This window comes from Chelatococcus caeni, assembly GCF_014196925.1.
Lineage (GTDB): Bacteria > Pseudomonadota > Alphaproteobacteria > Rhizobiales > Beijerinckiaceae > Chelatococcus_A > Chelatococcus_A caeni.
In genome coordinates, this window is the sequence record NZ_JACIEN010000002.1 from 493,202 (window position 1) to 513,038 (window position 19,837).

General features: G+C 69.2%; 21 protein-coding genes and 1 other RNA gene. 6 read left to right on the forward strand and 16 right to left on the reverse strand.

Going from position 1 to position 19,837, the window contains the following annotated elements; genetic code table 11:
- Nucleotides 1-12: 12 nt before the first annotated feature.
- From GGR16_RS11015 to GGR16_RS11045, 7 genes are all read right to left on the reverse strand, one after another.
- On the reverse strand, nt 13-1,479 hold the full coding sequence (locus tag GGR16_RS11015; RefSeq protein ID WP_183316620.1) for a TadA family conjugal transfer-associated ATPase: 1,467 nt from the start codon (nt 1,477-1,479) through the stop codon (nt 13-15).
- 31 nt (nt 1,480-1,510) lie between these two features.
- Nucleotides 1,511-2,770 (reverse strand): CpaE/TadZ family protein, encoded by a 1,260-nt coding sequence (locus GGR16_RS11020; RefSeq protein ID WP_183316621.1) that lies wholly within the window; start codon nt 2,768-2,770, stop codon nt 1,511-1,513.
- Nucleotides 2,770-3,492: a CpaD family pilus assembly protein gene (locus tag GGR16_RS11025; protein ID WP_183316622.1), complete on the reverse strand. Its 723-nt coding sequence runs from the start codon at nt 3,490-3,492 to the stop codon at nt 2,770-2,772. Before GGR16_RS11025 ends, GGR16_RS11020 begins: the two co-directional genes overlap by 1 nt.
- A 31-nt stretch (nt 3,493-3,523) precedes the next feature.
- Nucleotides 3,524-5,029, reverse strand: coding sequence for a type II and III secretion system protein family protein (locus GGR16_RS11030; RefSeq protein ID WP_246372987.1), 1,506 nt, complete (start codon nt 5,027-5,029; stop codon nt 3,524-3,526).
- A 15-nt stretch (nt 5,030-5,044) separates the two neighbouring features.
- On the reverse strand, nt 5,045-5,839 hold the full coding sequence (gene cpaB, locus GGR16_RS11035; RefSeq protein ID WP_019403704.1) for a Flp pilus assembly protein CpaB: 795 nt from the start codon (nt 5,837-5,839) through the stop codon (nt 5,045-5,047).
- 122 nt (nt 5,840-5,961) lie between these two features.
- Nucleotides 5,962-6,471 (reverse strand): A24 family peptidase, encoded by a 510-nt coding sequence (locus tag GGR16_RS11040; protein WP_183316624.1) that lies wholly within the window; start codon nt 6,469-6,471, stop codon nt 5,962-5,964.
- Between the two features lie 124 nt (nt 6,472-6,595).
- Nucleotides 6,596-6,781: a Flp family type IVb pilin gene (locus GGR16_RS11045; protein ID WP_183316625.1), complete on the reverse strand. Its 186-nt coding sequence runs from the start codon at nt 6,779-6,781 to the stop codon at nt 6,596-6,598.
- A gap of 529 nt (nt 6,782-7,310) precedes the next feature.
- On the opposite strand from GGR16_RS11045, the gene GGR16_RS11050 reads away from it, so the two are divergent.
- The 4 genes from GGR16_RS11050 to GGR16_RS11065 all read left to right on the forward strand — a co-directional run bounded on the left by GGR16_RS11050 (nt 7,311) and on the right by GGR16_RS11065 (nt 9,902).
- Nucleotides 7,311-7,799, forward strand: coding sequence for a pilus assembly protein N-terminal domain-containing protein (locus tag GGR16_RS11050; protein WP_183316626.1), 489 nt, complete (start codon nt 7,311-7,313; stop codon nt 7,797-7,799).
- Between the two features lie 126 nt (nt 7,800-7,925).
- Nucleotides 7,926-8,528 (forward strand): TadE/TadG family type IV pilus assembly protein, encoded by a 603-nt coding sequence (locus GGR16_RS11055; protein ID WP_183316627.1) that lies wholly within the window; start codon nt 7,926-7,928, stop codon nt 8,526-8,528.
- A 4-nt stretch (nt 8,529-8,532) separates the two neighbouring features.
- Nucleotides 8,533-9,174 carry a TadE/TadG family type IV pilus assembly protein gene (locus tag GGR16_RS11060; RefSeq protein ID WP_183316628.1) on the forward strand — a complete coding sequence of 214 codons (642 nt, stop codon included), beginning with the start codon at nt 8,533-8,535 and terminating at the stop codon, nt 9,172-9,174.
- An 89-nt stretch (nt 9,175-9,263) separates the two neighbouring features.
- Nucleotides 9,264-9,902 carry an HAD family hydrolase gene (locus tag GGR16_RS11065; RefSeq protein ID WP_019403698.1) on the forward strand — a complete coding sequence of 213 codons (639 nt, stop codon included), beginning with the start codon at nt 9,264-9,266 and terminating at the stop codon, nt 9,900-9,902.
- A 9-nt stretch (nt 9,903-9,911) separates the two neighbouring features.
- Here the strand turns inward: GGR16_RS11065 and GGR16_RS11070 are convergent, their stop codons facing one another.
- The 7 genes from GGR16_RS11070 to ffs form a co-directional block, all read right to left on the reverse strand.
- Nucleotides 9,912-11,411 carry a phosphomannomutase/phosphoglucomutase gene (locus GGR16_RS11070; protein ID WP_053193418.1) on the reverse strand — a complete coding sequence of 500 codons (1,500 nt, stop codon included), beginning with the start codon at nt 11,409-11,411 and terminating at the stop codon, nt 9,912-9,914.
- Nucleotides 11,412-11,526: 115 nt separating this feature from the next.
- Nucleotides 11,527-12,066, reverse strand: coding sequence for a retropepsin-like aspartic protease family protein (locus GGR16_RS11075; RefSeq protein WP_183316629.1), 540 nt, complete (start codon nt 12,064-12,066; stop codon nt 11,527-11,529).
- A gap of 93 nt (nt 12,067-12,159) precedes the next feature.
- Complete coding sequence (locus GGR16_RS11080; protein WP_183316630.1) at nt 12,160-13,152, reverse strand: methyltransferase; 993 nt, start codon at nt 13,150-13,152, stop codon at nt 12,160-12,162.
- Between the two features lie 84 nt (nt 13,153-13,236).
- Nucleotides 13,237-13,839, reverse strand: a complete 603-nt coding sequence (gene recR, locus GGR16_RS11085; RefSeq protein ID WP_053193413.1) for a recombination mediator RecR — start codon at nt 13,837-13,839, stop codon at nt 13,237-13,239.
- Between the two features lie 299 nt (nt 13,840-14,138).
- On the reverse strand, nt 14,139-14,462 hold the full coding sequence (locus tag GGR16_RS11090) for a YbaB/EbfC family nucleoid-associated protein (protein ID WP_019402402.1): 324 nt from the start codon (nt 14,460-14,462) through the stop codon (nt 14,139-14,141).
- Nucleotides 14,463-14,517: 55 nt separating this feature from the next.
- Nucleotides 14,518-16,341, reverse strand: coding sequence for a DNA polymerase III subunit gamma/tau (locus GGR16_RS11095; protein ID WP_425486575.1), 1,824 nt, complete (start codon nt 16,339-16,341; stop codon nt 14,518-14,520).
- A 117-nt stretch (nt 16,342-16,458) separates the two neighbouring features.
- Nucleotides 16,459-16,555, reverse strand: an RNA gene (gene ffs / locus GGR16_RS11100) — signal recognition particle sRNA small type.
- 170 nt (nt 16,556-16,725) lie between these two features.
- On the opposite strand from ffs, the gene GGR16_RS11105 reads away from it, so the two are divergent.
- Both GGR16_RS11105 and nudC read left to right on the forward strand, forming a co-directional pair.
- Nucleotides 16,726-17,151: an HIT domain-containing protein gene (locus GGR16_RS11105; protein ID WP_183316632.1), complete on the forward strand. Its 426-nt coding sequence runs from the start codon at nt 16,726-16,728 to the stop codon at nt 17,149-17,151.
- A gap of 14 nt (nt 17,152-17,165) precedes the next feature.
- Nucleotides 17,166-18,143 carry an NAD(+) diphosphatase gene (gene nudC, locus GGR16_RS11110; protein ID WP_246372989.1) on the forward strand — a complete coding sequence of 326 codons (978 nt, stop codon included), beginning with the start codon at nt 17,166-17,168 and terminating at the stop codon, nt 18,141-18,143.
- An 8-nt stretch (nt 18,144-18,151) separates the two neighbouring features.
- Here the strand turns inward: nudC and GGR16_RS11115 are convergent, their stop codons facing one another.
- Both GGR16_RS11115 and GGR16_RS11120 read right to left on the reverse strand, forming a co-directional pair.
- Nucleotides 18,152-18,790, reverse strand: a complete 639-nt coding sequence (locus GGR16_RS11115; protein ID WP_183316633.1) for a GNAT family N-acetyltransferase — start codon at nt 18,788-18,790, stop codon at nt 18,152-18,154.
- A gap of 178 nt (nt 18,791-18,968) precedes the next feature.
- On the reverse strand, nt 18,969-19,826 hold the full coding sequence (locus tag GGR16_RS11120; RefSeq protein ID WP_183316634.1) for a prephenate dehydratase: 858 nt from the start codon (nt 19,824-19,826) through the stop codon (nt 18,969-18,971).
- Between the last annotated feature and the right edge of the window lie 11 nt (nt 19,827-19,837).

Consider the following 19,837-nt stretch of genomic DNA (forward strand, 5'->3'; position numbering starts at 1 on the left):
ATGGTGCGGCCCTCACGCCACGGCTTCGCCGCCCGCGCGCTCCATGGCGTCGAGCGCGGTGGCGAGGCGTTGGTCCTCGCCGAAATAGCGCGCCCGCTCCCAGAAGCGGGGCCGGCCGATGCCCGTCGAGCGGTGCTGGCCGAGGAGGCGCCCGTTCGCGTCCTCGCCGGTGATGTCGTAGGTCATGACGTCCTGGGTGATGATGACGTCACCCTCCATGCCCATGATCTCGGTGATGTGGGTGATGCGGCGCGAGCCGTCGCGCAGGCGCGCGGCCTGGATGATGACGTCGACGGAGGCGCAGATCATCTCGCGGATGGTGCGCGAGGGCAAAGCGAAGCCGCCCATGGTGATCATGGATTCGAGACGCGACAGCGCCTCGCGCGGCGAGTTGGCGTGGAGTGTGCCCATGGAGCCGTCGTGGCCGGTGTTCATGGCCTGCAGGAGATCGAAGGCCTCCGCGCCGCGCACCTCGCCGACGATGATGCGCTCGGGACGCATGCGCAGGCAGTTGCGCACGAGGTCGCGCATCGTCACCTGGCCCTGGCCCTCGAGGTTGGGCGGGCGCGTCTCGAGGCGCACCACGTGCGGCTGCTGCAGTTGCAGCTCGGCCGCGTCCTCGCAGGTGATGATGCGCTCGTCGTGGTCGATGTAGCGGGTGAGGCAGTTGAGCAGCGTCGTCTTGCCCGAGCCGGTGCCGCCCGAGATGATGGTGTTGCAGCGGACGCGGCCGACGATGCGCAGGACCTCGGCGCCCTCCTGCGAGACGGAGCCGTAGGTCACCAGCTGGTCGAGCGTCAGCTTGTCCTTCTTGAACTTGCGGATGGTGAGCGCCGGCCCGTCGATGGCGAGCGGCGGCACGATGACGTTGACGCGCGAGCCGTCCGGCAGGCGTGCGTCGCAGATGGGGGAGGCCTCGTCCACGCGCCGGCCGACCTGGCTGACGATGCGCTGGCAGATGTTCATCAGCTGCTGGTTGTCGCGGAAGCGCACGTTGGAGCGCTGGATCTTGCCGGCGACCTCGATGTAGGTGTAGCCCGCGCCGTTGACCATGATGTCGGCGATGTCGTCGCGGGCGAGCAGCGGCTCGAGCGGGCCGTAGCCGAGCACGTCGTTGCAGATGTCGTCGAGCAGCTCCTCCTGCTCAGCGATCGACATGACGACGTTCTTGAGGGCGATGATCTCGGTGACGATGTCGCGGATCTCGTCGTGCGCCGTCTCGGTGTCGAGCTTGACGAGCTGCGACAGGTCGATCGCCTCGATGAGGGCGCCGAAGATCATGCTCTTCGTCTGGTAATATTCCTCCGAATGGCGCTTTTCCGGCCGCGGCGGCTCGGGCTGCGGGGCGGACGGCGGCGGCGCGGCGCGCGGCGGCGGATCGATCCTCGCCGGCGCGGCGGCCGGGCCGAGCCGCGCCGGCTGGGGGGCCGGTGCCGCCCCGCCGAGGGGGCCATTCTGGCTCGTCCGCTTGCCGAACATGTTCGCGTCCAGTTCCGTTTCCGTGTCGCCGTTACGATTTGCGTCGGGCGAGCCGGGCGATGATGGGCGAGAGGAAGGCGCCGGCCCGCGCCCGCCGCTGCTCCGCGCGCCCGGTGATGGCCGCGGCGAGCTCGTCGAACACGGCGGGCACCTTGCCGGAGGGCTGCACCTCGGACAGCATCTGCCCGCCGTTCGCCGCCGTGCCGAAGAGCTGCGCATCGAAGGGGATGGTGGCGGCGAGCTCGGCGTCGAACGCCTTCAGGAAGTCGGCAGCCGCGATCTCCGGCCGCTTTGGCACGCCTACCCGGTTGAGGACGAGGCGCGGCTTGCGGTCGTTCGGCCGCGTCTGGCGCAGCAGGTCGGCGAGGTTCTTGGCGTTGCGCAGGTTGGCGAGATCTGGCTCGGCGACGATGACGACCTCGTCGGCGGCGATCAGCACCCGGCGCAGCCAGGCCGTCCAGACGTGCGGCAAGTCGAGGACGATAGCCGGGATCGAGGCGCGCAGGACGTCGACCAGCTGGTCGAAGGCGCTTTCGTTGAGGTCGCAGGTGCGGTCTAGCACGGCCGGGGCGGCCAGCAGGCTGAGGTTGTCGCTGCAGCGCGACAGCAGGCGGTCGACGAGATTGGCGTCGATCCGGTCCGGCGAGAACACAGCCTCGGCGATGCCCTGGGGTGGGTCCTGGTTGAAGTCGAGGCCGGCGGTGCCGAAGGCGATGTCGAGATCGGCGATGACGGTGGCAAGATGCGCCGAGCGGGCGATGGACCAGCCGAGGTTGTGCGCCACGGTGGAGGCGCCGACGCCGCCCTTGGCGCCCACGACGGCGATGGTGCGCCCGAGCGGCTCCGCGCCGGGCGTTGCGAACAGCTCCGAAATGGCGGCGATGGTGTCGACGACGGAGAGCGGCGCGATGAGATAGTCGCTGACGCCGCGGCGCACGAGCTCGCGGTAGAGCTGAACGTCGTTGACATGGCCGACGACGAGCACCCGGGTGCCGACGTCGCAGACCTCCGACAGGCTGTCGAGATGGGTGAGGATCGCCTCGCGGTCGCTGTTCGTCTCGAGGATGATGACGTTCGGCGTCGGCGCGTGGCGGAAGGCCTCGACCGCCGCCGAGGCGCCGCCCATGGCGAGCTTCGTCTGGGCGCGGGCGAGGCGCCGGTCGGCGGCAACGATCTCCATCACCGCGGCGACGGCCGGTGTCTCGCAGAAGGCCTCGATGGTGATGCGCGGCACCGGCGCAATGAGGCGCTCGCCGGTCTCGCTGCGCGTAAGGTCCTGAGCGCTTGCCATCAGTTGCCTCCGGCCGCGTCGCTGATCTTGGTGGCGTCGATTTTGTATTCCGTCGAGGGGTCCTCCCCCCGACGCAGCTTCTCGTTGGCGTTGAGGCGCTTGACGGTGTCGATGCGCCCCTCCGGCCGCGACCGGGCGAGGTCGAGCGGGTCGGCGACCTGGGCCGCGAAATTCGCCTGGTAGGCGCAGCCGAGGTTCCAGTAGGGCCGGTTCTTCCAGCCGTCGACGCTGCTGCCGCTGGCGAGGTCCTGAGGCCACTCGCCGCACTTGCTGTCGACGCGGGCGCTGAGCTTGGCATAGCTCAGGCGGATGGGCGCCGTGAGCATCGGCTCGGTCGGATTGTAGCGCGCCACGGTCAGGGCGGAGGCCGGCACGCCTGCCTCGGAAAAGACCTGCCGCACCGCCTGCAGCGCCCCGTGAAGGGCGCGCTCCTGCCCGGTGCCGGCTGGCATGTAGGCGGTGACGAGGCTCTTGCCGTGGCGGCGGTATTCGGCGGCGTAGGCGAGGATGTCGGTGCGCTGCCGGGCATCGATGCCGCGGGCCGACGTCACGAAGACGTCCAGCGTCTCGGGCGCGTCGACGAGCGTGATCGGATGGCGCTCGCGGAAATCCGCCGGATAGGTCGCGTTGGTGACGTAGCGGTCGGCCCCGCAGGCGGCGAGCGGCAGGGCAACGAGCGCCGCGGCGAGGCGGGGGACGGCTGTTCTGCGGGTGCGGGGCATGGCGGCGTCTCCGCGCGTGAGGCTGGGCCCGTCAGTCATTGATGAAACCGAAGATACCGCGCGCCACGGCGGGCTGCGGTGCGTTGCCGCCCTTGCCGTAGACGCGGTTGAGGCGGCCGAGGAAGACCGTCTGCGGGTCCATGGCGTCGGCGAAGCCGGCATCCGGCCGGGTGACGGCATTGGCGCTCATGGGCTTGGCGATATAGGGCGTGACGGCGATCATCAGCTCGCTCTCGTCGCGCTGGTAGTCGCGCGAGCGGAAGAGCGTGCCGAGGATCGGGATGTTGAGCAGGCCCGGGAAGCCGTTGATGGCCTGGCGCGACTTCTGCTGGATGAGGCCGGCCGTGACGAGCGTGCCGCCGGAGGGCAGCTCGACGGTCGTCTCCGACCGGCGCACGTTGAAGCCCGGGATGATGAGCGTGTTGCTGCGATAGGTGTTCTGGTTGTCGATCTCCGACACCTCGGTCGCGACGCGCAGGCTCATCCGCGCTTCCGATTGGACGACCGGCGTGAAGGTGAGGGCGACGCCGAACTTCTTGAACTCGATGGTGGTCGTGCAACCGCCGCTCGGGCCCTGACAGGCGTAGCCGGTCGGGATCGGCACCTCGCCGCCGACGAGGAAGGTGGCCGTCTCGCCCGACACGGCGGTCAGCGTCGGCTCGGCGAGGGTGCGGGCGACGCCGGCCTGTTCGAGGGCGCGCAGGGTGGCGGAATTGCCGCCGCCGCTGACGCTGATGTTGCTCGACGGCGACTCGTTGCCGAGGCCGAAGGCATTGGTGATCGCGCCCGTCAGCGTCATGTCGCCGAGGCGCCATTCGCCGGTCGTGTCGATGCCGAGCTGCTTGACGACGTTGCGCTTGATCTCCGCCACGGTGACGCGGAGCATCACCTGGTCCTTGCCGCGGATGGTCAGTGCGTTGATGACGCGGCTGGAACTGGCGCCGCCCGGCCCCCCGCCTCCATTGCTTCCGCCGATGTCGCCGCCGAGGAAGGCGCTGGCGATGTCGCTTGCCTGCTGGGCTTCACCCGTATTGGCGACGGAGCCGATGAGGAGCACGGATTCGCCCGCCGGCTTCACCTCGATCTGGGCATGCGGCATCGCCGTGCGCAGCGTCTGGCGCAGGATGTTGAGGTCGCGGCCAACCGTGATCTCGAAGGCCGCGATCTGCCGGCCGGCGGCGTCCATGACAAAGATGGAGGTGGCGCCGTCCGCGACGCCGATGAGGAAGACCTTGCGCGTCGAGCGCACCACCGCATTGGCCACCTTGGGATCGGCGACGAAGACCTCCTTGGCGTCGCGCGGCAGGTCGACCACGATGGAGCGGCCGATGGACAGGTCGATGCGGCGGGCGATGGCGTGCTCGTCGCCGCCGACGGCGAGCGTCGGGGCGGCCATCGTTCCCTGCGCGGAAGCCGCCGCCGGCAGGGCGAGCGCCGCGGCGGCGAGGCCGGCGAGCAGGAGAAGCCGCAGGCTCCCTGGCCCGGCGGTTCTGGTGGCTCGCGGCCCTGGCGCCGCCGTCTGTGCTGTCTCGTGCATCGGGGCCGCCATGGCTCAGCGTCTCGGGGTCTGCACCGGCACGCCGAAGCGCACGATGGTGAGGGAGCCATCGTCGCCGCGGGTGATCGAGCCGGTATCGTTGGCATCGGCAAGGGAGCGCAGGGCGAGCGAGATCTGCCCCACCTTCTGGGCGAGCGTCAGCACCTCGGCCTGGCCGGGATCGACCTCGAGCGTCGCCGTCTCGCCCGTGACGACCTTCTCCCCGTCCTTCTCCTGCACCGTCTGGCCGATGGCGAGCACGCGGATGTTGGTGAGGACGGTCTCGGCCACCGTCACGTCCACGCCCTGCTGCTTCGAGGCCTCCTCGTCGCGATAGGTGCGGATGACGTCGACATGGTCGTTGGGCAGGATGAAGCCGCCGGCGGAGGAGGCGCCGCGGTTGTCGATGCTGATGGCGATGGCGCGCTTGCCGGTGGGCAGGATGGCGGACATGAAGCCGGAGCCGTCGGCCTTGATCAGCCGCTCGTGCCGGACAGGCTCACCCGCCAGGATAGCGGTGCGGGCGATGGCGCCCGAGACGTCTTCCATCGCATTCGGGCTTGCCGCGCGGGTGACGGCGCCCTTGGGCACGCCGTCCTCCGGCCAGGCCTGCCAGCGCAGGTCCGCCGCCTTGAGGCCGTTGCCCATGGGCACGTCGACGGCGGCGACGAGCACGTCCTCGGTCTTCTGCGCCGGGGCGGCCGCGACGGGCGCCGGTGCCGGCGGCGGCTTGCGGCCGGTGGCAAGATAGGCCGCGGCCACGCCCGCGACGAGCGCGACGCCGAGGATGACGAGACGGGCTGGCTTCATGTCGATCAGAGACCCCGACGAGGGTCACTCCCCCATTGACGGGAATCTGATCAGCCAATCGTCAAATTATGGTTAACAGAACGTATGCCCGACCGCTCGAATGGCACACTTTCGCGGGTCCGTCAGCGGACCATGAGCGCCGCCTGCCAGATGTCCGTCTGCGGATAGACGAAGAGCGCGGCGCCGGCGAGGGCGACGCCGTAAGGGATGCCGCGGTTGGCGGCGTGCAGGCGCTGCGCCCAGCCCCAGCCGAGGGCGAAGGCCGGCAGCGGCATCTTGCGCAGCCTGAGGACGACGAGGGTGAGCAGACCGCCGAGGAGGGAGGCGACGAGAAGATAGGGCATGAGGTGGCCGAAGCCGAACCAGAGCGCGGTCGCCGCCGTGAGCTTGGCATCGCCGCCGCCGATCCAGCCGGCGGCGAAGAGGGCGAAGGTGATCGCCAGGACGAGGACCCCGGCCGCGAGGTGCAAGCCGATCACCGGAAGCGGCAGGCCAGCGGCGAAGGCGACGAGGAAGAAGCCGGCGACGAGCGCAAGGCTCACCTTGTTCGAGATCGTCATCGTCGCAATGTCGCTCGCCGCGGCAAAGGCCATGAGGGCGGGAAAGAGCGTGAGGATGGCGATGTCGGTCATTCTTGGCTGTCTTGCACTGTACTCGGGAGACATCTGGAGACGATATGTTCTCCATGCGGATGCGGTGCGACGGCCCGGGACCGCCAGGGCCGTCGCAAGAAGATGCCCTGCGTGGGACTGCTGGTTATTGGGTCTTGGCGGCTTCAGCCGACAGCTTCTTGCCGACGCCTTCGAAAATGTCGGTTAGCCCGTCGCCGAGAATGCCGAGCGCAGTGATGATCGCAACAGCCACGAGCGCGGCAATCAGGCCGTACTCGATGGCGGTGGCGCCGGACTCGTCGCTGACAAAACGGGAAAACAGCGTCTTCATGGATGAACTCCTGCTATCACTGCTGCACTGTCCGCCGGTTGTTTTCGCTGCACCGCTCGGAACTGACGCCGACGTTATCGCCTGCTTCTTTCGGCAAAGTTAAAGTGATCAGAGAAAGTGGCACATGGCGATGACTTGCGCAATATAGTTAAACGGCTGTTATTACAATTGTCGACAAATAGTAACTGCCCGTTCAGGAGGAGGGGTGTCCGGCAGGGAGGTCCAGTCCAGTCCCGCGCCGGGTTTTCCGAAGTTGTTCCGCATGCGAGCGTTTCGGCGGCGCTGGGCAGACCCTTCCCGTCATGGCCGGGCGCGTCCCGGCCATCCACGCCTTGACGTTGCGCGACTTTCCGGGAGTGGCTGCCCGCGACAAGCGCGGGCATGACGGCGGGGGCAGTTGCACACCCCAGCGCCGCGCTGTTGCACCGTTTGCATCGGCGGACACGGGGATGACGTGCGTTAGGCAAAGTTTCACCATTCTCCGGCAAGTTGTCGGCAATATTCGTGGGAAGGTGAGGGGTTGGCGGGCATGATGGGGCGCCGGAACATGGGCTCGGCCAGTGGCCGGGCCGGACTTGCCGCGGTCGCCGCAGCGCTTGCCTGTCTTGCGGCTGCCTCGCCGGCACCGGCCCTGACGGCGGGCGAGACCGTCACGGTCACGGCCGACCAGGCGCGGCTCGTGCGCCTGCCGGCCGGCGCGCAGACGGTCGTCGTCGGCAATCCGGCCATCGCGGACGTGAACCTGCAGCGCAACGGCGTCCTCGTCGTCACCGGCAAGAGCTACGGCACCACCAATCTCATCGCGATCGACGCGGGCGGCAATGTCGTTGCCGAAGCCCTGATCCAGGTGGAGGCGCCGGCGGCGACGGTCGTCACCGTCATGCGCGGCACCGGGCGGGAGTCGCTGTCGTGCACGCCGAATTGCCAGCCCATGCTGACGCTGGGCGACGACATGAACTACTTCTCCGAACGGACGGAACAGGCGAAGCAGCGCAACAAGCTCGCGACCGGCGAATAGTTGTCGTAACCAAAACCTGATCTTTCGCTGGCGCGCGGGAGTGCATGACAATTATCTTGCACCTTGGCAGCACCGGCGATGTGACGCCGGGCAATGGCGATGATGATGTGCAAGGGGGCAACCGCGATGGCTGCGAAGAGGCGAGCTTCCAGCCGTTTCGTGTCGCTGTTGCGGCTGTTCCGCCGCGACAAGGAGGGCGCGACGGCGGTCGAATTCGCCATCGTCGTCATCCCCTTCATCGCCCTGATGTTCACGTTGATCGAGACGGCGCTCGTCTTCTTCACCGAACAGTCGCTCGAGACGGCGGTGCAGAATTCGGCGCGGCTCATCCTCACCGGCCAGGTGCAGGCGGGGGGCTACGGCGGATCGACCGAGGAAAAGCTCAAGAAGTTCAAGGAAGACGTGTGCGCACAGGGCCCCTTCGTGCTGGTCAGCGCCGAGGACTGCCGCGCCCGCGTCGCCATCGACGTGCGCACCTTCTCCGGTTTTTCCGGGGCCGATACCTCGCTGCCCATCAACAACCGGGGCGAGGTCGATACGCGCAACTTCACCTTTTCCCCGGGGCAGGCGGGCGATATCGTCGTGGTGCGCGTCGCGCTCGAGGTGCCGATCTTCGTGCCGCTGCTCAACCCGGGCCTCGGCAATCTTGCCAATGGCAACCGGCTGATCATGTCCTCGGCGGCCTTCCGCAACGAGCCCTTCCCGCAGCCGCAGGCCTCGGGGGCATGAGCGCATGAGCGTTGCCGGCAAATTCCTGATGGTCTCGAGCCGGTGGCTGGCGGCGGGGCTCGGCGCCTTCGGGCGTGACCGGCGCGGCGTCGCCGCCGTCGAGTTCGCCCTCGTGCTGCCGCTCATGCTCGTCATGTATCTCGGCATGGCGGTGACGACGATCGGCATCAGCATCGACCGCAAGCTGACCATCGCCTCGCGGGCGCTGGCCGACCTCACCGCCCAGCGCAGCCGCATCAGCGACAGCGAGAAGGACAATATCTTCGCGGCGGCGGCGGCGGTGATGGCGCCCTATTCGCCGGCCGGGGCGGAGCTTGCCCTGTTCAGCGTCTATATCGACAGCAAGGGTGCGGCGCGCGTGTGCTGGTCCGACGCCAACAGGGCCGGCATCGCGCCGGCGGCGGGGTCGGTCTACACCTTCCCGGCCTCGGCGGCGGACCTTGCCAGCAACGTCAGCTCCTCCGTCATCATCGGCCAGGTGACCTATCCCTATTCCACCGGCCTTGCCGGCGTCTTCGAGATGCTCGGCCTGTTCGGCAATGTCTTCGACAACGGCGTCCTGCGCATGAGCGAGACGACCTACATGCGCCCGCGCTCGGTGGCGCAGGTCGCGCGCGACGGCCAGTCGACCTGCAAGGTGAGCTGAACGCGGACCCGCGCCGGCGGCTTGTGCGCACCGCCGCCGTGGCGCAGATTGCGGCCGACGAGCCATCCCGAGGGAGCCCGCGCCGCACCATGATCGACCAAGAGGCCGCAACCAGGACGCGCATCACCACCGTCGTCTTCGACGTCGGCAACGTTCTCATTTCCTGGGATCCGCGCCACCTCTACCGCCGCATCTTCGACGGCGACGAGGAGCGGGTCGAGCGCTTCCTGGCGGAGGTCTGCACGCCGGAATGGAACCTCGAGCAGGATCGCGGCCGCTCCTTCGCCGAGGCAATTGCCGAACGCGTGGCGGCCTTCCCGCAATGGCGGGCCGAGATCGAGGCTTATGACCGGCACTGGCACGAGATGGTGCCGGGTGCCATCGAGGGCACGGTACGCATCCTGGAGGAGCTGCGCGCCGCGGGCGTGCCGACCTATGCCATCACCAATTTCTCCGCCGAGAAATTCGCGCTGGCACGGGCGCGCTTTCCCTTCCTCGACGGCTTCCTGGGCACGGTCGTCTCGGCGCACGAGCGGCTGGTGAAGCCGGACGAGGCGATCTATCGCCTGCTCGTCGACCGCTACGGCCTCAATGCCGCGGAGTGCCTGTTCATCGACGACAGCCCCGCCAACGTGGCGGCGGCCCGTGCCGTGGGCATGGCCGCGCACCATTTCACCGATCCTGTCCGCCTGGCGCAGGCCCTCAGGGCCGAGGGCCTGCCCGTGTGAGGCCGATGGTCAGATCGTCTGGTTGTAGGCGCCGACCTCGGGGTTCTCGCGCAGCACCGTGTCGACGGCCTTGAACATCTCGCGCATGCGCGCTTCCGACACCGGGCTCTCGACGACGACGACGAGCTCGGGCTTGTTGGAAGAGGCGCGCACGAGACCCCAGGTGCCGTCCTCGGCGACGACGCGTACGCCGTTGACCGTGACGAGGTCCACGATCTTCTGGCCGGCGACGGCCTCGCCCTTGTCCTTCATCCCGGTGAAGCGCTTCACCACGCGCTCGACGACCTCGTACTTCACCTCGTCGGCGCAGTGGGGCGCCATGGTTGGCGAGCCCCAGGTCTTCGGCAGGTCGCGGTAGAGATCGGCCATCGACTTCGTCGGGTTGCGGTCGAGCATGTCGCAGACGGCGAGGGCCGTCAGGATGCCGTCGTCATAGCCGCGGCCGACCGGCTTGTTGAAGAAGAAGTGGCCCGACTTCTCGAAGCCGGCCAGCGCCGAAAGCTCGCTGACGCGGCGCTTGATGTAGCTGTGGCCGGTCTTCCAGTAATCCACCTTCACGCCGTTCTTCTGGAGGGCGGGATCGGTGTTGAAGAGGCCGGTCGACTTCACGTCCACCACGAAGGTGGCGCCGGGGTGGAGGGTCGACAGGTCGCGCGCGAGCATGACGCCGATCTTGTCGGCGAAGATCTCGTTGCCCTCGTTGTCGACGACGCCGCAGCGGTCGCCGTCGCCGTCGAAGCCGAGGCCGACGTCGGCGCCCGTCTCGCGCACCTTCTCCGCCATGGCATGAAGCATCTTCATGTCCTCGGGGTTGGGGTTGTAGCGCGGGAAGGTGTGGTCGAGCTCGGCATCGAGCGGGATCACCTCGCAGCCGATCGCTTCCAGCACCTTCGGCGCGAAGGCGCCGGCCGTGCCGTTGCCGCAGGCGGCGACGACCTTGATCTTGCGTCTCAGCTTCGGCCGGTCGGTGAGGTCGGCGATGTAGCGGGCGGGGAAGTTCTCGATGAATTCATAGGCGCCGCCGCCGGTGAGGTCGAAGCTCGCCGACAGCACGATGTCCTTGAGCCGGCCCATCTCCTCGGGGCCGAAGGTGACGGGGCGGCGCGCGCCCATCTTCACGCCCGTCCAGCCGTTGTCGTTGTGCGAGGCGGTGACCATGGCGACCGCCGGCACGTCGAGGTCGAACTGTGCGAAATAGGCCATCGGCGACAGAGCGAGGCCGATGTCCTTCACCCGGACGCCGGCGGCCATGAGGCCGGAGACGAGGGCATATTTGATGGCCGAGGAATAGCCGCGGAAGTCGTGGCCGGTCACGATCTCGGGCTTAACCCCCATCTCCTTGAGCAGCGTGCCGAGGCCCATGCCCAGCGCCTGCACGCCCATGAGGTTGATTTCCTTCTGGAACAGCCAGCGGGCGTCGTATTCGCGAAAGCCGGTCGGCTTCACCATCGGCAGCGATTCGTAGTCGTAGGTGTTCGGCGTCAGGGCCGGCAGGGGCTTCGGAAACATGGAGTTGGCTTCGTCCTTCTGATGGGCACTCGGGATAACGGGCTATGGCTCGGCTCCAAGCCTCGCCGCCAATGGCGGCGGAAGCTGGACCGAGGGGATCAACGTCGCTTTTGCCTCAAGGTTTCAACACCATGATGTCGGCGGTGGTCTCGAAGCCGCCGAGGCGGGAGAGGAACGACATGCCGAGGAGCCCGCCGGTGGCGAGCGCCTCGCGCTTCAGGATGACGGCATCCACGTCGCGTACGACGATGCTCCCGAGCCGCACCTCGCGCAAGGTGCTGCGGGCGCCCAGCGTCACGCCGTTCGCGGTGCTCAGCCGATGCTTGTAGTCGCTCGGGAAGGGGCGGATGCCGGCGCGCGCCGCATCGTCCTCGTTGAGGACGACGAGGCTCGCGCCCGTGTCGACCAGCATGCGCATGGCGACGCCGTTGATGCGGGCCTCGGCCACGAAATGGCCGTTGCGGGCCTTCGTCAGGCGTTCGCTCGTGCCGCTCGCCGGCGATGCGGCAGGGATGTCGACGGCTGAGGCGGTGGCCTCCGTGCGGGCAGGCGCGTTGGGTCCGGCGAGGCGGCCGGCGAGATCTGTCGTCACGAACAGGGCGAGCGCGACCACGACGAGCGCCGCCGCCGTCGTCTTCACCATGAGCCCCGTCATGCAGCCTTTCCTCGCAAGCGGCGAAGTCCGGCGCCATCATGCGGGGCAAGCATGAACGGCGCGTGAACCGGGAACCATCAGTTCGAACGGTCCTCACGCAGCGGGCGCAGCCTCGAGGATGGAGATGGGCGCAGAGGTCTCGATCACCCGCTCGAGCTGCAGCCCGGCGGCTGCGAACAGGTCGGCATATTGCGCCTCGGTCCGCTCCAGGCCGCCGGTGACGGCGAGCATGATGACGTCGACGGTCTTGATCTCGCCGGGCTCGTCGCCCGGCGGCACGAGCGTTTCGGCAACAAGGACCTTGCCGTTCGGCGGCATGGCCTTGCGGCAATTGCGCAGGATGAGCGCGGCGCGTTCGTCGTCCCAGTCGTGGATGACCTTCTTGATCATGTAGACATCGCCGGCGGGCACGTTCTCGAAAAAATCGCCGGCAACGATCTCGGTACGCGGCAGGTTGCCTCCGATCTCCTGGCGGGCCGCCTCGGTGCCGGACGGCAGATCGAACAGCACGCCGGTCAGGTGCGGGTTGCGGGCAAGGATTGCCGAGAGAAGCTGGCCGTGCCCGCCGCCGACGTCGACCACGCGCGTGAACGAACCGAAATCGTAGGCTCCGGCAACCGCTTCGTTGCTGCCCTGGCTTATCGCGACCATGGCACGCTGGAACAATGCGGCCCTCTCCGGATGGCGCGACAGCCAGTCGAACCGCGGGCTGCCGAACACCTTGTCGAAAGCCGGCTTGCCGGTGCGGACGGAATGCAGGAGCTCGGCGAAGGCGAGATAGGCTTCGCTGTTGAGCATGCGCACCAGGTCGCCGGGACCCGCAGCGCCGCTGCGCAAGGTGGCACCGATATCCGTCAGCGCGAAACGATGGGGTTCGACCTCCCGGAACACCCCCTCCGACGCGAGCAGCCGCATGACCCGGTAAAGCGCTTCCGGATGCGCTCCCGTGGCTGCGGCAAGTTCATCCATCGGCCGTTCGCCATCGGCCAACAGGTCAGGGACGCCGAGTTCGATCACGGCGCGCAGCGCTTGTGAAATGGCGAACCCAAATCCGAGCCGGATGGCCTGTTGCGATGGCGTCCGCATGGCCGTTCCTCGCCTGACGAGGCAGCCTACCAGAAGAGCGCGATTCAGGCACCGCCCTTCCGGCCGGTTCGCTTCGCCCGGCGCCTAAAAGGTGGTGCGCTGGCGGATGGCGGCCGAGAGCGTGCCCTCGTCGAGATAGTCGAGCTCGCCGCCGACGGGCACGCCGTGGGCGAGGCGCGTGATCTTCACCGGCAGATGCGAGAGGAGGTCGGTGATGTAATGGGCCGTCGTCTGGCCGTCCACGGTGGCGTTGAGGGCGAGGATGACTTCCTTGACCTCCGGGGCGGCGGCGCGAGCGACGAGCCCGTCGAGGTTGAGGTCCTCCGGCCGCACGCCGTCGAGGGCCGAGAGCACGCCGCCGAGGACATGGTAGCGCGCGTTCATGACGGCCGCGCGCTCCAGCGCCCACAGGTCCGACACGTCCTCGACGACGATGAGGACGGAGGGGTCGCGCCGCGCATCGGCGCAGATGGCGCAGGGGTCGCTGGTGTCGACATTGCCGCAGCTGGAGCAGACGACGACGCGCTCGGCGGCGACGCGCACCGCCTCGGCAAGCGGCGCGAGCAGTTGCTCGCGCTTCTTGATGAGATGCAGCGCCGCCCGCCGGGCCGAGCGGGGGCCGAGCCCGGGCAGGCGGGCGAGAAGCTGGATGAGACGCTCGATCTCGGGTCCGACGGGTGAGGGCATGCAGGATCTCTCAAGCGGGCGCGGGTGCGATATCGTCATTTTCCAGGTGTGCGCCTGCGCGGCCTGCCTCCCCCTTGAGGAGGGCGATGCAATCCGCGCTCTTGATCCTCCCCTGCAAGGGGGGAGGTGGCGCCGCGCAGCGGCGACGGAAGGGGCCGCGACTGCCATTGTGGAGCGCCATACCCGGCCTTGACCCCACCCGTCTCGCGCCTTTGGCGCGATCCACCCTCCCCTCGAGGGGAGGGACCAGCGCCCCCGCGCCATATACATCGAGCCGCTCAGGGGAAGGGCTACGCCCCTCAGAACGGCAGCTTCATCCCGGGCGGCAGCGGCAGGCCCTTGGTCAGCTCGGCCATGCGCTCCTGCGCGAGGCGCTCGCCTTTCTGGCGCGCGTCGTTGCTGGCGGCGACGAGGAGGTCTTCGAGGATCTCCTTCTCGTCGGCGTTCATCAGGCTCGGGTCGATGCTCACGGCGCGGACCTCGCCCTTGGCGGTCATGCGGATGGTGACCACGCCGCCGCCGGCCGTGCCCTCGACCTCGAGGCTGCCGAGCTCGGCCTGCATGTCGGCCATCTTCTGCTGCATGGCCTGCGCCTGCTTCATCAGGCCCATCAGGTCCTTCATGGTCGTGGCTCCCGCTCAAGCGATCAGAACATCGGGCGACCGGACGAGCGTCCGATCAGAAATCATCGTCGATATAGGGCTCTTCGTCCGCCGGGGCGAGCCCTTCCTCCACGGTCGGCGCCGCGGCGGCCTCCTCGGCCGCGATGTCGCGCACGTCGACGATCGCGGCGCCGGGGAAGCGCTGCATCACCGCCTGGACGAGCGGGTGGCCGGCGACGCCGCTGAGGCGCTCGGCAGCTTCCGCTTCCGCCTTCTCGTGCAAGGTCGGGGTGTCGGATTCGCGGGCGATGGAGACGACCCAGCGCCGACCCGTCCACTCCTGCAGGCGGCGGGAGAGGTCGCCGGCGAGCGTCTTGCTCGCCCCGTCGACGAGCGCAAATTCCACGTGCCCGTCCTCGAAATGGGCGAGGCGCACGTCGCGCTCCAGCGCGCGCTTCAGCCCGATGTCACGCCTTTCGCCGGCGAGCGCCACGAGATCCTCGAAGCGGGCGAGCCGCATCTGCGGCACGGCCGGCTCCATGGCCGGGGCCGCGGCGGGCGCCCGGGCGAGGGCAGGGCCGCTCGCGGCCAGCATCGGGCGCGGGCGTTCGGCGCCGCTCATCGTCGCGCCGCCGCCGGCGGGCCCGGCACTGCCGCTGCCCGCGGGCGCGGAGGCATTGCCCTCGCGCAGGAGGCGCAGCGCCTCGTCCGGCGTCGGCAGGTCGGCGGCATAGGCGAGGCGCACCAGCACCATCTCGGCGGCCGCGATGGGCCGGGGCGCCGCCTGCACCTCCGCGATGCCCTTCACCAGCATCTGCCAGGTGCGCGAGAGGATGCGCACCGAGAGCCGCGCCGCAAAGTCGGCGCCGCGCGTGCGCTCGACGTCCGTTATGGCGGCATCCTCGCCCGCGGCCGGCACGAGCTTGAGGCGGGTGACGAAATGGGTGAAGCCGGCCAGGTCGGTGAGGATGACGGCGGGATCGGCACCGGCGTCATACTGGCTCTTCAACTCGCCGAGCGCCGCCGGCAGGTCGCCGCGCATCACGTGCTCGAACAGGTCGATGATGCGGCCGCGGTCGGCAAGGCCCAGCATGGCGCGGACCTCCTCGACACCGACGCGGCCCGCCCCGTGGGCGATGGCCTGGTCGAGCAGCGAGAGCGAATCGCGCACCGAGCCCTCGGCGGCGCGGGCCACCATGGCGAGGGCTTCCGGCTCGGCCTCCACCGCCTCGGCGGCGCAGATCCGCGTCAGATGCGCGACGAGCGTGCCCGCCTCGACGCGGCGCAGGTCGAAGCGCTGGCAGCGCGAGAGGATGGTGACGGGGACCTTGCGGATCTCCGTCGTCGCGAAGACGAATTTGGCGTGCGGCGGCGGCTCCTCCAGCGTCTTCAGGAAGGCGTTGAACGCCTTCTCCGAGAGCATGTGCACCTCGTCGATGATGTAGACCTTGTAGCGGGCCGAGACGGGGGCGTAGCGGATGCCGTCGATGATCTGGCGCACATCGTCGATGCCGGTGTGCGAGGCCGCGTCCATCTCCATCACGTCGACGTGGCGCGATTCCATGATGGCTTCGCAGTGCACGCCGAGCTCGGGCATGTGGACGGTGGGGCCGGTGATGCCGGGGCGCTCGTAGTTGAGGGCGCGGGCGAGGATGCGCGCCGTCGTCGTCTTGCCGACGCCGCGCACGCCGGTCAGCATCCAGGCCTGCGGAATGCGGCCGGTCTCGAAGGCGTTGGAGAGGGTGCGCACCATCGCCTCCTGCCCGATGAGATCGGGGAAGGCGCGGGGCCGGTACTTGCGGGCGAGGACCCGGTAGGCGCCGGACTTCGGCGCGGGGGCCGGCTGCGGCAGGCCCGGCAGGGCGGGCGCATCGTCCGGTGCGCCGCCTTCGTCCGTCACGGTGTCGAAATCCGTCATCGGCCCCTTCACGCTGCCGCTCGCGGGAAGCGTGGCCGCAACCACGTGTCCGACGCCGTGGGCGACGTCCCGAGAGAGAGGCCAGATCCCGGTCTGATAGGTGGGAGGCTGAACGAAGACCCGCCCGTGCTCGTTAGGGCTGCTTCCTTCCGGACCTGACCCGGTTGGCGAGTGGAACGTCCAACGCCAACCTCCCGCCCTCTATATCGGGGATCGCGGCCGCTTGTGCAAGCTTCAAGCTGGGGCCGCTCCACAGCGCAGGGGGCGGGCGACAGCGTTCCGGCTGCTTTCGCCGTTGGCCGATCGGCGCGGCGGGCCTATAGATTGGGCAGCGGCCAGAACGGCCCGGATGCGGACCTCCCCGACATGCCAGACAGCACCACCGATGCCTTCCAGCTCGACGCACGCCTCGCGGCCGATACGCGCCCCATCGGCGAGCTCGGGCTGTCGCGGCTCCTCCTGATGAACGACAGCCGCTTCCCCTGGCTCATCCTCGTGCCGCGCCGGGCGCAGGCGCGCGAGCTCGTCGACCTGCCGGAAGCGGACCACGCGGCGCTGAGCGCCGAGATCCGCCAGGTGTCGCAGGCGTTGCGCGATCTCGTGCCGACGGACAAGCTCAACGTGGCGGCGCTCGGCAACATGGTGCCGCAGCTGCATGTCCACGTGATCGCGCGCACGACGGGCGACGCGGCCTGGCCCGGCCCGGTCTGGGGCGTCGGCCGTGCCGAGCCTTATGATGTCGCCGCGGCGGAGCGTCTCACGGCCGGGCTGCGCGCCCGGCTCGGCCTCTGACAGGAATGGAACGCATGGCCCGCAACATGTCCGACGACACCGCCTCCCCGTCCGGCGAGATCTTTCCCGAACGTTCGGCGCGGATCGGCTTCTCCCGCAACCGTCTCGTCCGCCACTCCGAGCGACGCGAGAAGGCGAGCGACATCGCGGCGATGATGGCGCTGCCCGAGGCGCGCTCCTTCGTCATCGCCGGGGACGTCCCGATCTTCAGGCGCGATGGCGAGGCCTTCACGCCCCGCTTCACCATGGCCGAGGCCGGGGCGCTCGCCCCCGTCGCCGAGACGGCCCTGCTCGGCACGCTTGACGGCACGCCGCTGTTCGCGACACTGATTGCGGCGGGCGAGGGGGAGCGGCTCAAGGAGAGCGGCCTGTTCGCCATCGACCTGCGCTCCATCGCCGTCCAGGGCCTCCTGCCGCAGGACGAGCTCGGCCCGCTCGGCGAGGGCAAGGCCCTGATGGACTGGCACCGCCGGCACGGCTTCTGCGCCAATTGCGGAGTGCGGACGGCGAGCGCCAGCGGCGGCTGGCGGCGGGATTGCGCCGCCTGTGGCGCGCAGCACTTTCCGCGCACCGATCCGGTCGTCATCATGCTGTCGGTTCGTGGAGAGCGCTGTCTGCTCGGCCGGCAGGCGCGCTTCGCGCCCGGCATGTATTCCTGCCTCGCCGGCTTCGTGGAGCCGGGCGAGACGGTGGAGGACGCCGTGCGCCGCGAGACCATGGAGGAGGCGGGCATCCGCACCGGGCGGGTGCGCTACCTCGCCTCGCAACCCTGGCCGTTTCCGTCGTCGCTGATGATCGGCTGCCTCGCCGAAGCCCTCGACGAGGATCTCGTCGTCGACGCGATCGAACTGGAGCACGCGCGCTGGTTCACGCGGGCGGAGGTCGGTGCCATGCTGCGCGGCGAGCACCCGGACGGGCTCACCGCCCCGCTGCCCTTCGCCATCGCGCACCACATCCTCAAGGCTTTCGTCGAGGAGGGCGAGGGCTTCTGAGCGGCCGCTCAGCCGCCCGGCCGCAGCCGGGCGAGCGCATCGGCGGCGACGATGTCGGATGCGGCGAGGCCCGGCGCCGTCCGGCCGGCGCGGGAGAGCGCGACCGGCTCCTCGTGCCAGACGGCGAGATCGGCGAGATCGGGCCAGATGACCGCGATCTCCTCGAGCATCGTCTCGCCGGCGCAGGTGCTGCGCGTGCCGGCGACCGTGCCGCCTAGCGCGCGGGCAAAGGCCACCGCCGCGACGTTGTCGCGCGGAATCCAAAGGCCGGCGCTGGCATGGCCGGAGGCCATGAGCGCATGGGCGAGGCCGCCCATCAGCCGCCCCCCGATGCCGCGGAACTGCAGCCGCCGGGCGACATAGGGCGGCGCGATCTCGGCCGCGGTGCCGAGGCTGCCGTCGGTCGCGGGACCCGCCGCGGCGAAGCCCACGACCTCGCCCGCCCGCTCGGCGACGAGCGCGGCGCGGCCGTTGCCGTCGCTGTCGAGCCCGACGAAGCGGATGCTGCGCTCGCCGACCGGCACGGTCTGGGTCGCGAGCACATAGTCGGAGAGGATGCCGCGATAGGTCTCCCGCCAAACGTCGATGACGAGACGACCGATGGCCTCGATGTCGGCCGGTGTGGCACGTCTGATGATGATCGACATGACGCGGCTCCCTGATCTGGCGATTGGCGTGCAGCCTCGACCAGGAGAACGGCCACAAAAGGGCGACACTGGTACGACAACACGACTTTCGCTGAGCCGGCTGATGGGGGCCAGCTTCGTCTTGTTGGCGTACCATATCACGCGGCGGCGGGCCGCGCAGCACCGCGGCCGGTGGATTCTACTCGGCGGCTTCGCGGATGTTCTCGCGATAGGGGTGGGCGGGGAAGACGCCGAGGATGTTGAGCTCGCGCGAGAAGAAGCCGAGCTCCTCCAGCGCCAGCTTGAGCGACTTGTCCTCGGGGTGGCCTTCGACCTCCGCGTAGAACTGCGTGGCGAAGAAATGCCCCTCGATCATGTAGCTCTCGAGCTTCGTCATGTTGATGCCGTTGGTGGCGAAGCCGCCGAGGCCCTTGTAGAGCGCCGCCGGCACGTTGCGCACGCGGAAGACGAAGCTGGTGACGGCCGGTCCCTTGCCGGCTTCCATCCACTGCGCCGTGCGCGACAGGATGACGAAGCGGGTCGTGTTGTGGGCCTCGTCCTCGACGTCCTCCATGAGCGTGTCGAGGCCGTAGATCTCGCCGGCAAGGCGGGTGGCGAGCGAGGCCGAAGCGGGATCGTTCCATTCCGCGACCATGCGGGCGGAGCCTGCGGTATCGGCCGCGACCACGGCCCTGAGGCCGAGCTTGCGGATGATCTTGCGGCACTGGCCGAGCCCGTGCACGTGGCTGTAGACCGTCTTGATCGTGGCGAGCGTCGCCCCCTTCGGGGCCAGCAGCTGGAAGTGGATGGGCAGGAAATATTCGCCGACGATGTGGAGGCCCGAGGTCGGCAGGAGATGGTGGATGTCAGCGACGCGCCCGGCGATCGAATTGTCGATCGGGATCATGCCGAGTTCGGCCCGCCCCTCCTGCACCGCGGCGAAGGCGTCCTCGAAGGTCGCGCAGGGCAGGGGCTCCCAGTCGGGATAGGCGTCCTTGCAGGCGATGTGCGAATTGGCGCCGGGCTCGCCCTGGTAGGCGATGATCTTCTTGGCCATTGGGGAAGTCC

Bases quoted from the DNA above. Each gene is read 5' to 3' on its own strand.
- GGR16_RS11040 (WP_183316624.1), bottom strand. From the start codon at position 6,471: ATGACCGACATCGCCATCCTCACGCTCTTTCCCGCCCTCATGGCCTTT.
- nudC (WP_246372989.1), top strand. From the start codon at position 17,166: ATGGCCCGCAACATGTCCGACGACACCGCCTCCCCGTCCGGCGAGATC.
- GGR16_RS11030 (WP_246372987.1), bottom strand. From the start codon at position 5,029: ATGCACGAGACAGCACAGACGGCGGCGCCAGGGCCGCGAGCCACCAGA.
- GGR16_RS11115 (WP_183316633.1), bottom strand. From the start codon at position 18,790: ATGTCGATCATCATCAGACGTGCCACACCGGCCGACATCGAGGCCATC.
- GGR16_RS11045 (WP_183316625.1), bottom strand. From the start codon at position 6,781: ATGAAGACGCTGTTTTCCCGTTTTGTCAGCGACGAGTCCGGCGCCACC.
- GGR16_RS11020 (WP_183316621.1), bottom strand. From the start codon at position 2,770: ATGGCAAGCGCTCAGGACCTTACGCGCAGCGAGACCGGCGAGCGCCTC.
- GGR16_RS11105 (WP_183316632.1), top strand. From the start codon at position 16,726: ATGCCAGACAGCACCACCGATGCCTTCCAGCTCGACGCACGCCTCGCG.
- GGR16_RS11015 (WP_183316620.1), bottom strand. From the start codon at position 1,479: ATGTTCGGCAAGCGGACGAGCCAGAATGGCCCCCTCGGCGGGGCGGCA.
- GGR16_RS11060 (WP_183316628.1), top strand. From the start codon at position 8,533: ATGAGCGTTGCCGGCAAATTCCTGATGGTCTCGAGCCGGTGGCTGGCG.
- GGR16_RS11055 (WP_183316627.1), top strand. From the start codon at position 7,926: ATGGCTGCGAAGAGGCGAGCTTCCAGCCGTTTCGTGTCGCTGTTGCGG.
- GGR16_RS11090 (WP_019402402.1), bottom strand. From the start codon at position 14,462: ATGAAGGACCTGATGGGCCTGATGAAGCAGGCGCAGGCCATGCAGCAG.
- GGR16_RS11080 (WP_183316630.1), bottom strand. From the start codon at position 13,152: ATGCGGACGCCATCGCAACAGGCCATCCGGCTCGGATTTGGGTTCGCC.
- recR (WP_053193413.1), bottom strand. From the start codon at position 13,839: ATGCCCTCACCCGTCGGACCCGAGATCGAGCGTCTCATCCAGCTTCTC.
- GGR16_RS11050 (WP_183316626.1), top strand. From the start codon at position 7,311: ATGATGGGGCGCCGGAACATGGGCTCGGCCAGTGGCCGGGCCGGACTT.
- GGR16_RS11025 (WP_183316622.1), bottom strand. From the start codon at position 3,492: ATGCCCCGCACCCGCAGAACAGCCGTCCCCCGCCTCGCCGCGGCGCTC.
- GGR16_RS11120 (WP_183316634.1), bottom strand. From the start codon at position 19,826: ATGGCCAAGAAGATCATCGCCTACCAGGGCGAGCCCGGCGCCAATTCG.
- GGR16_RS11075 (WP_183316629.1), bottom strand. From the start codon at position 12,066: ATGACGGGGCTCATGGTGAAGACGACGGCGGCGGCGCTCGTCGTGGTC.
- cpaB (WP_019403704.1), bottom strand. From the start codon at position 5,839: ATGAAGCCAGCCCGTCTCGTCATCCTCGGCGTCGCGCTCGTCGCGGGC.
- GGR16_RS11070 (WP_053193418.1), bottom strand. From the start codon at position 11,411: ATGTTTCCGAAGCCCCTGCCGGCCCTGACGCCGAACACCTACGACTAC.
- GGR16_RS11065 (WP_019403698.1), top strand. From the start codon at position 9,264: ATGATCGACCAAGAGGCCGCAACCAGGACGCGCATCACCACCGTCGTC.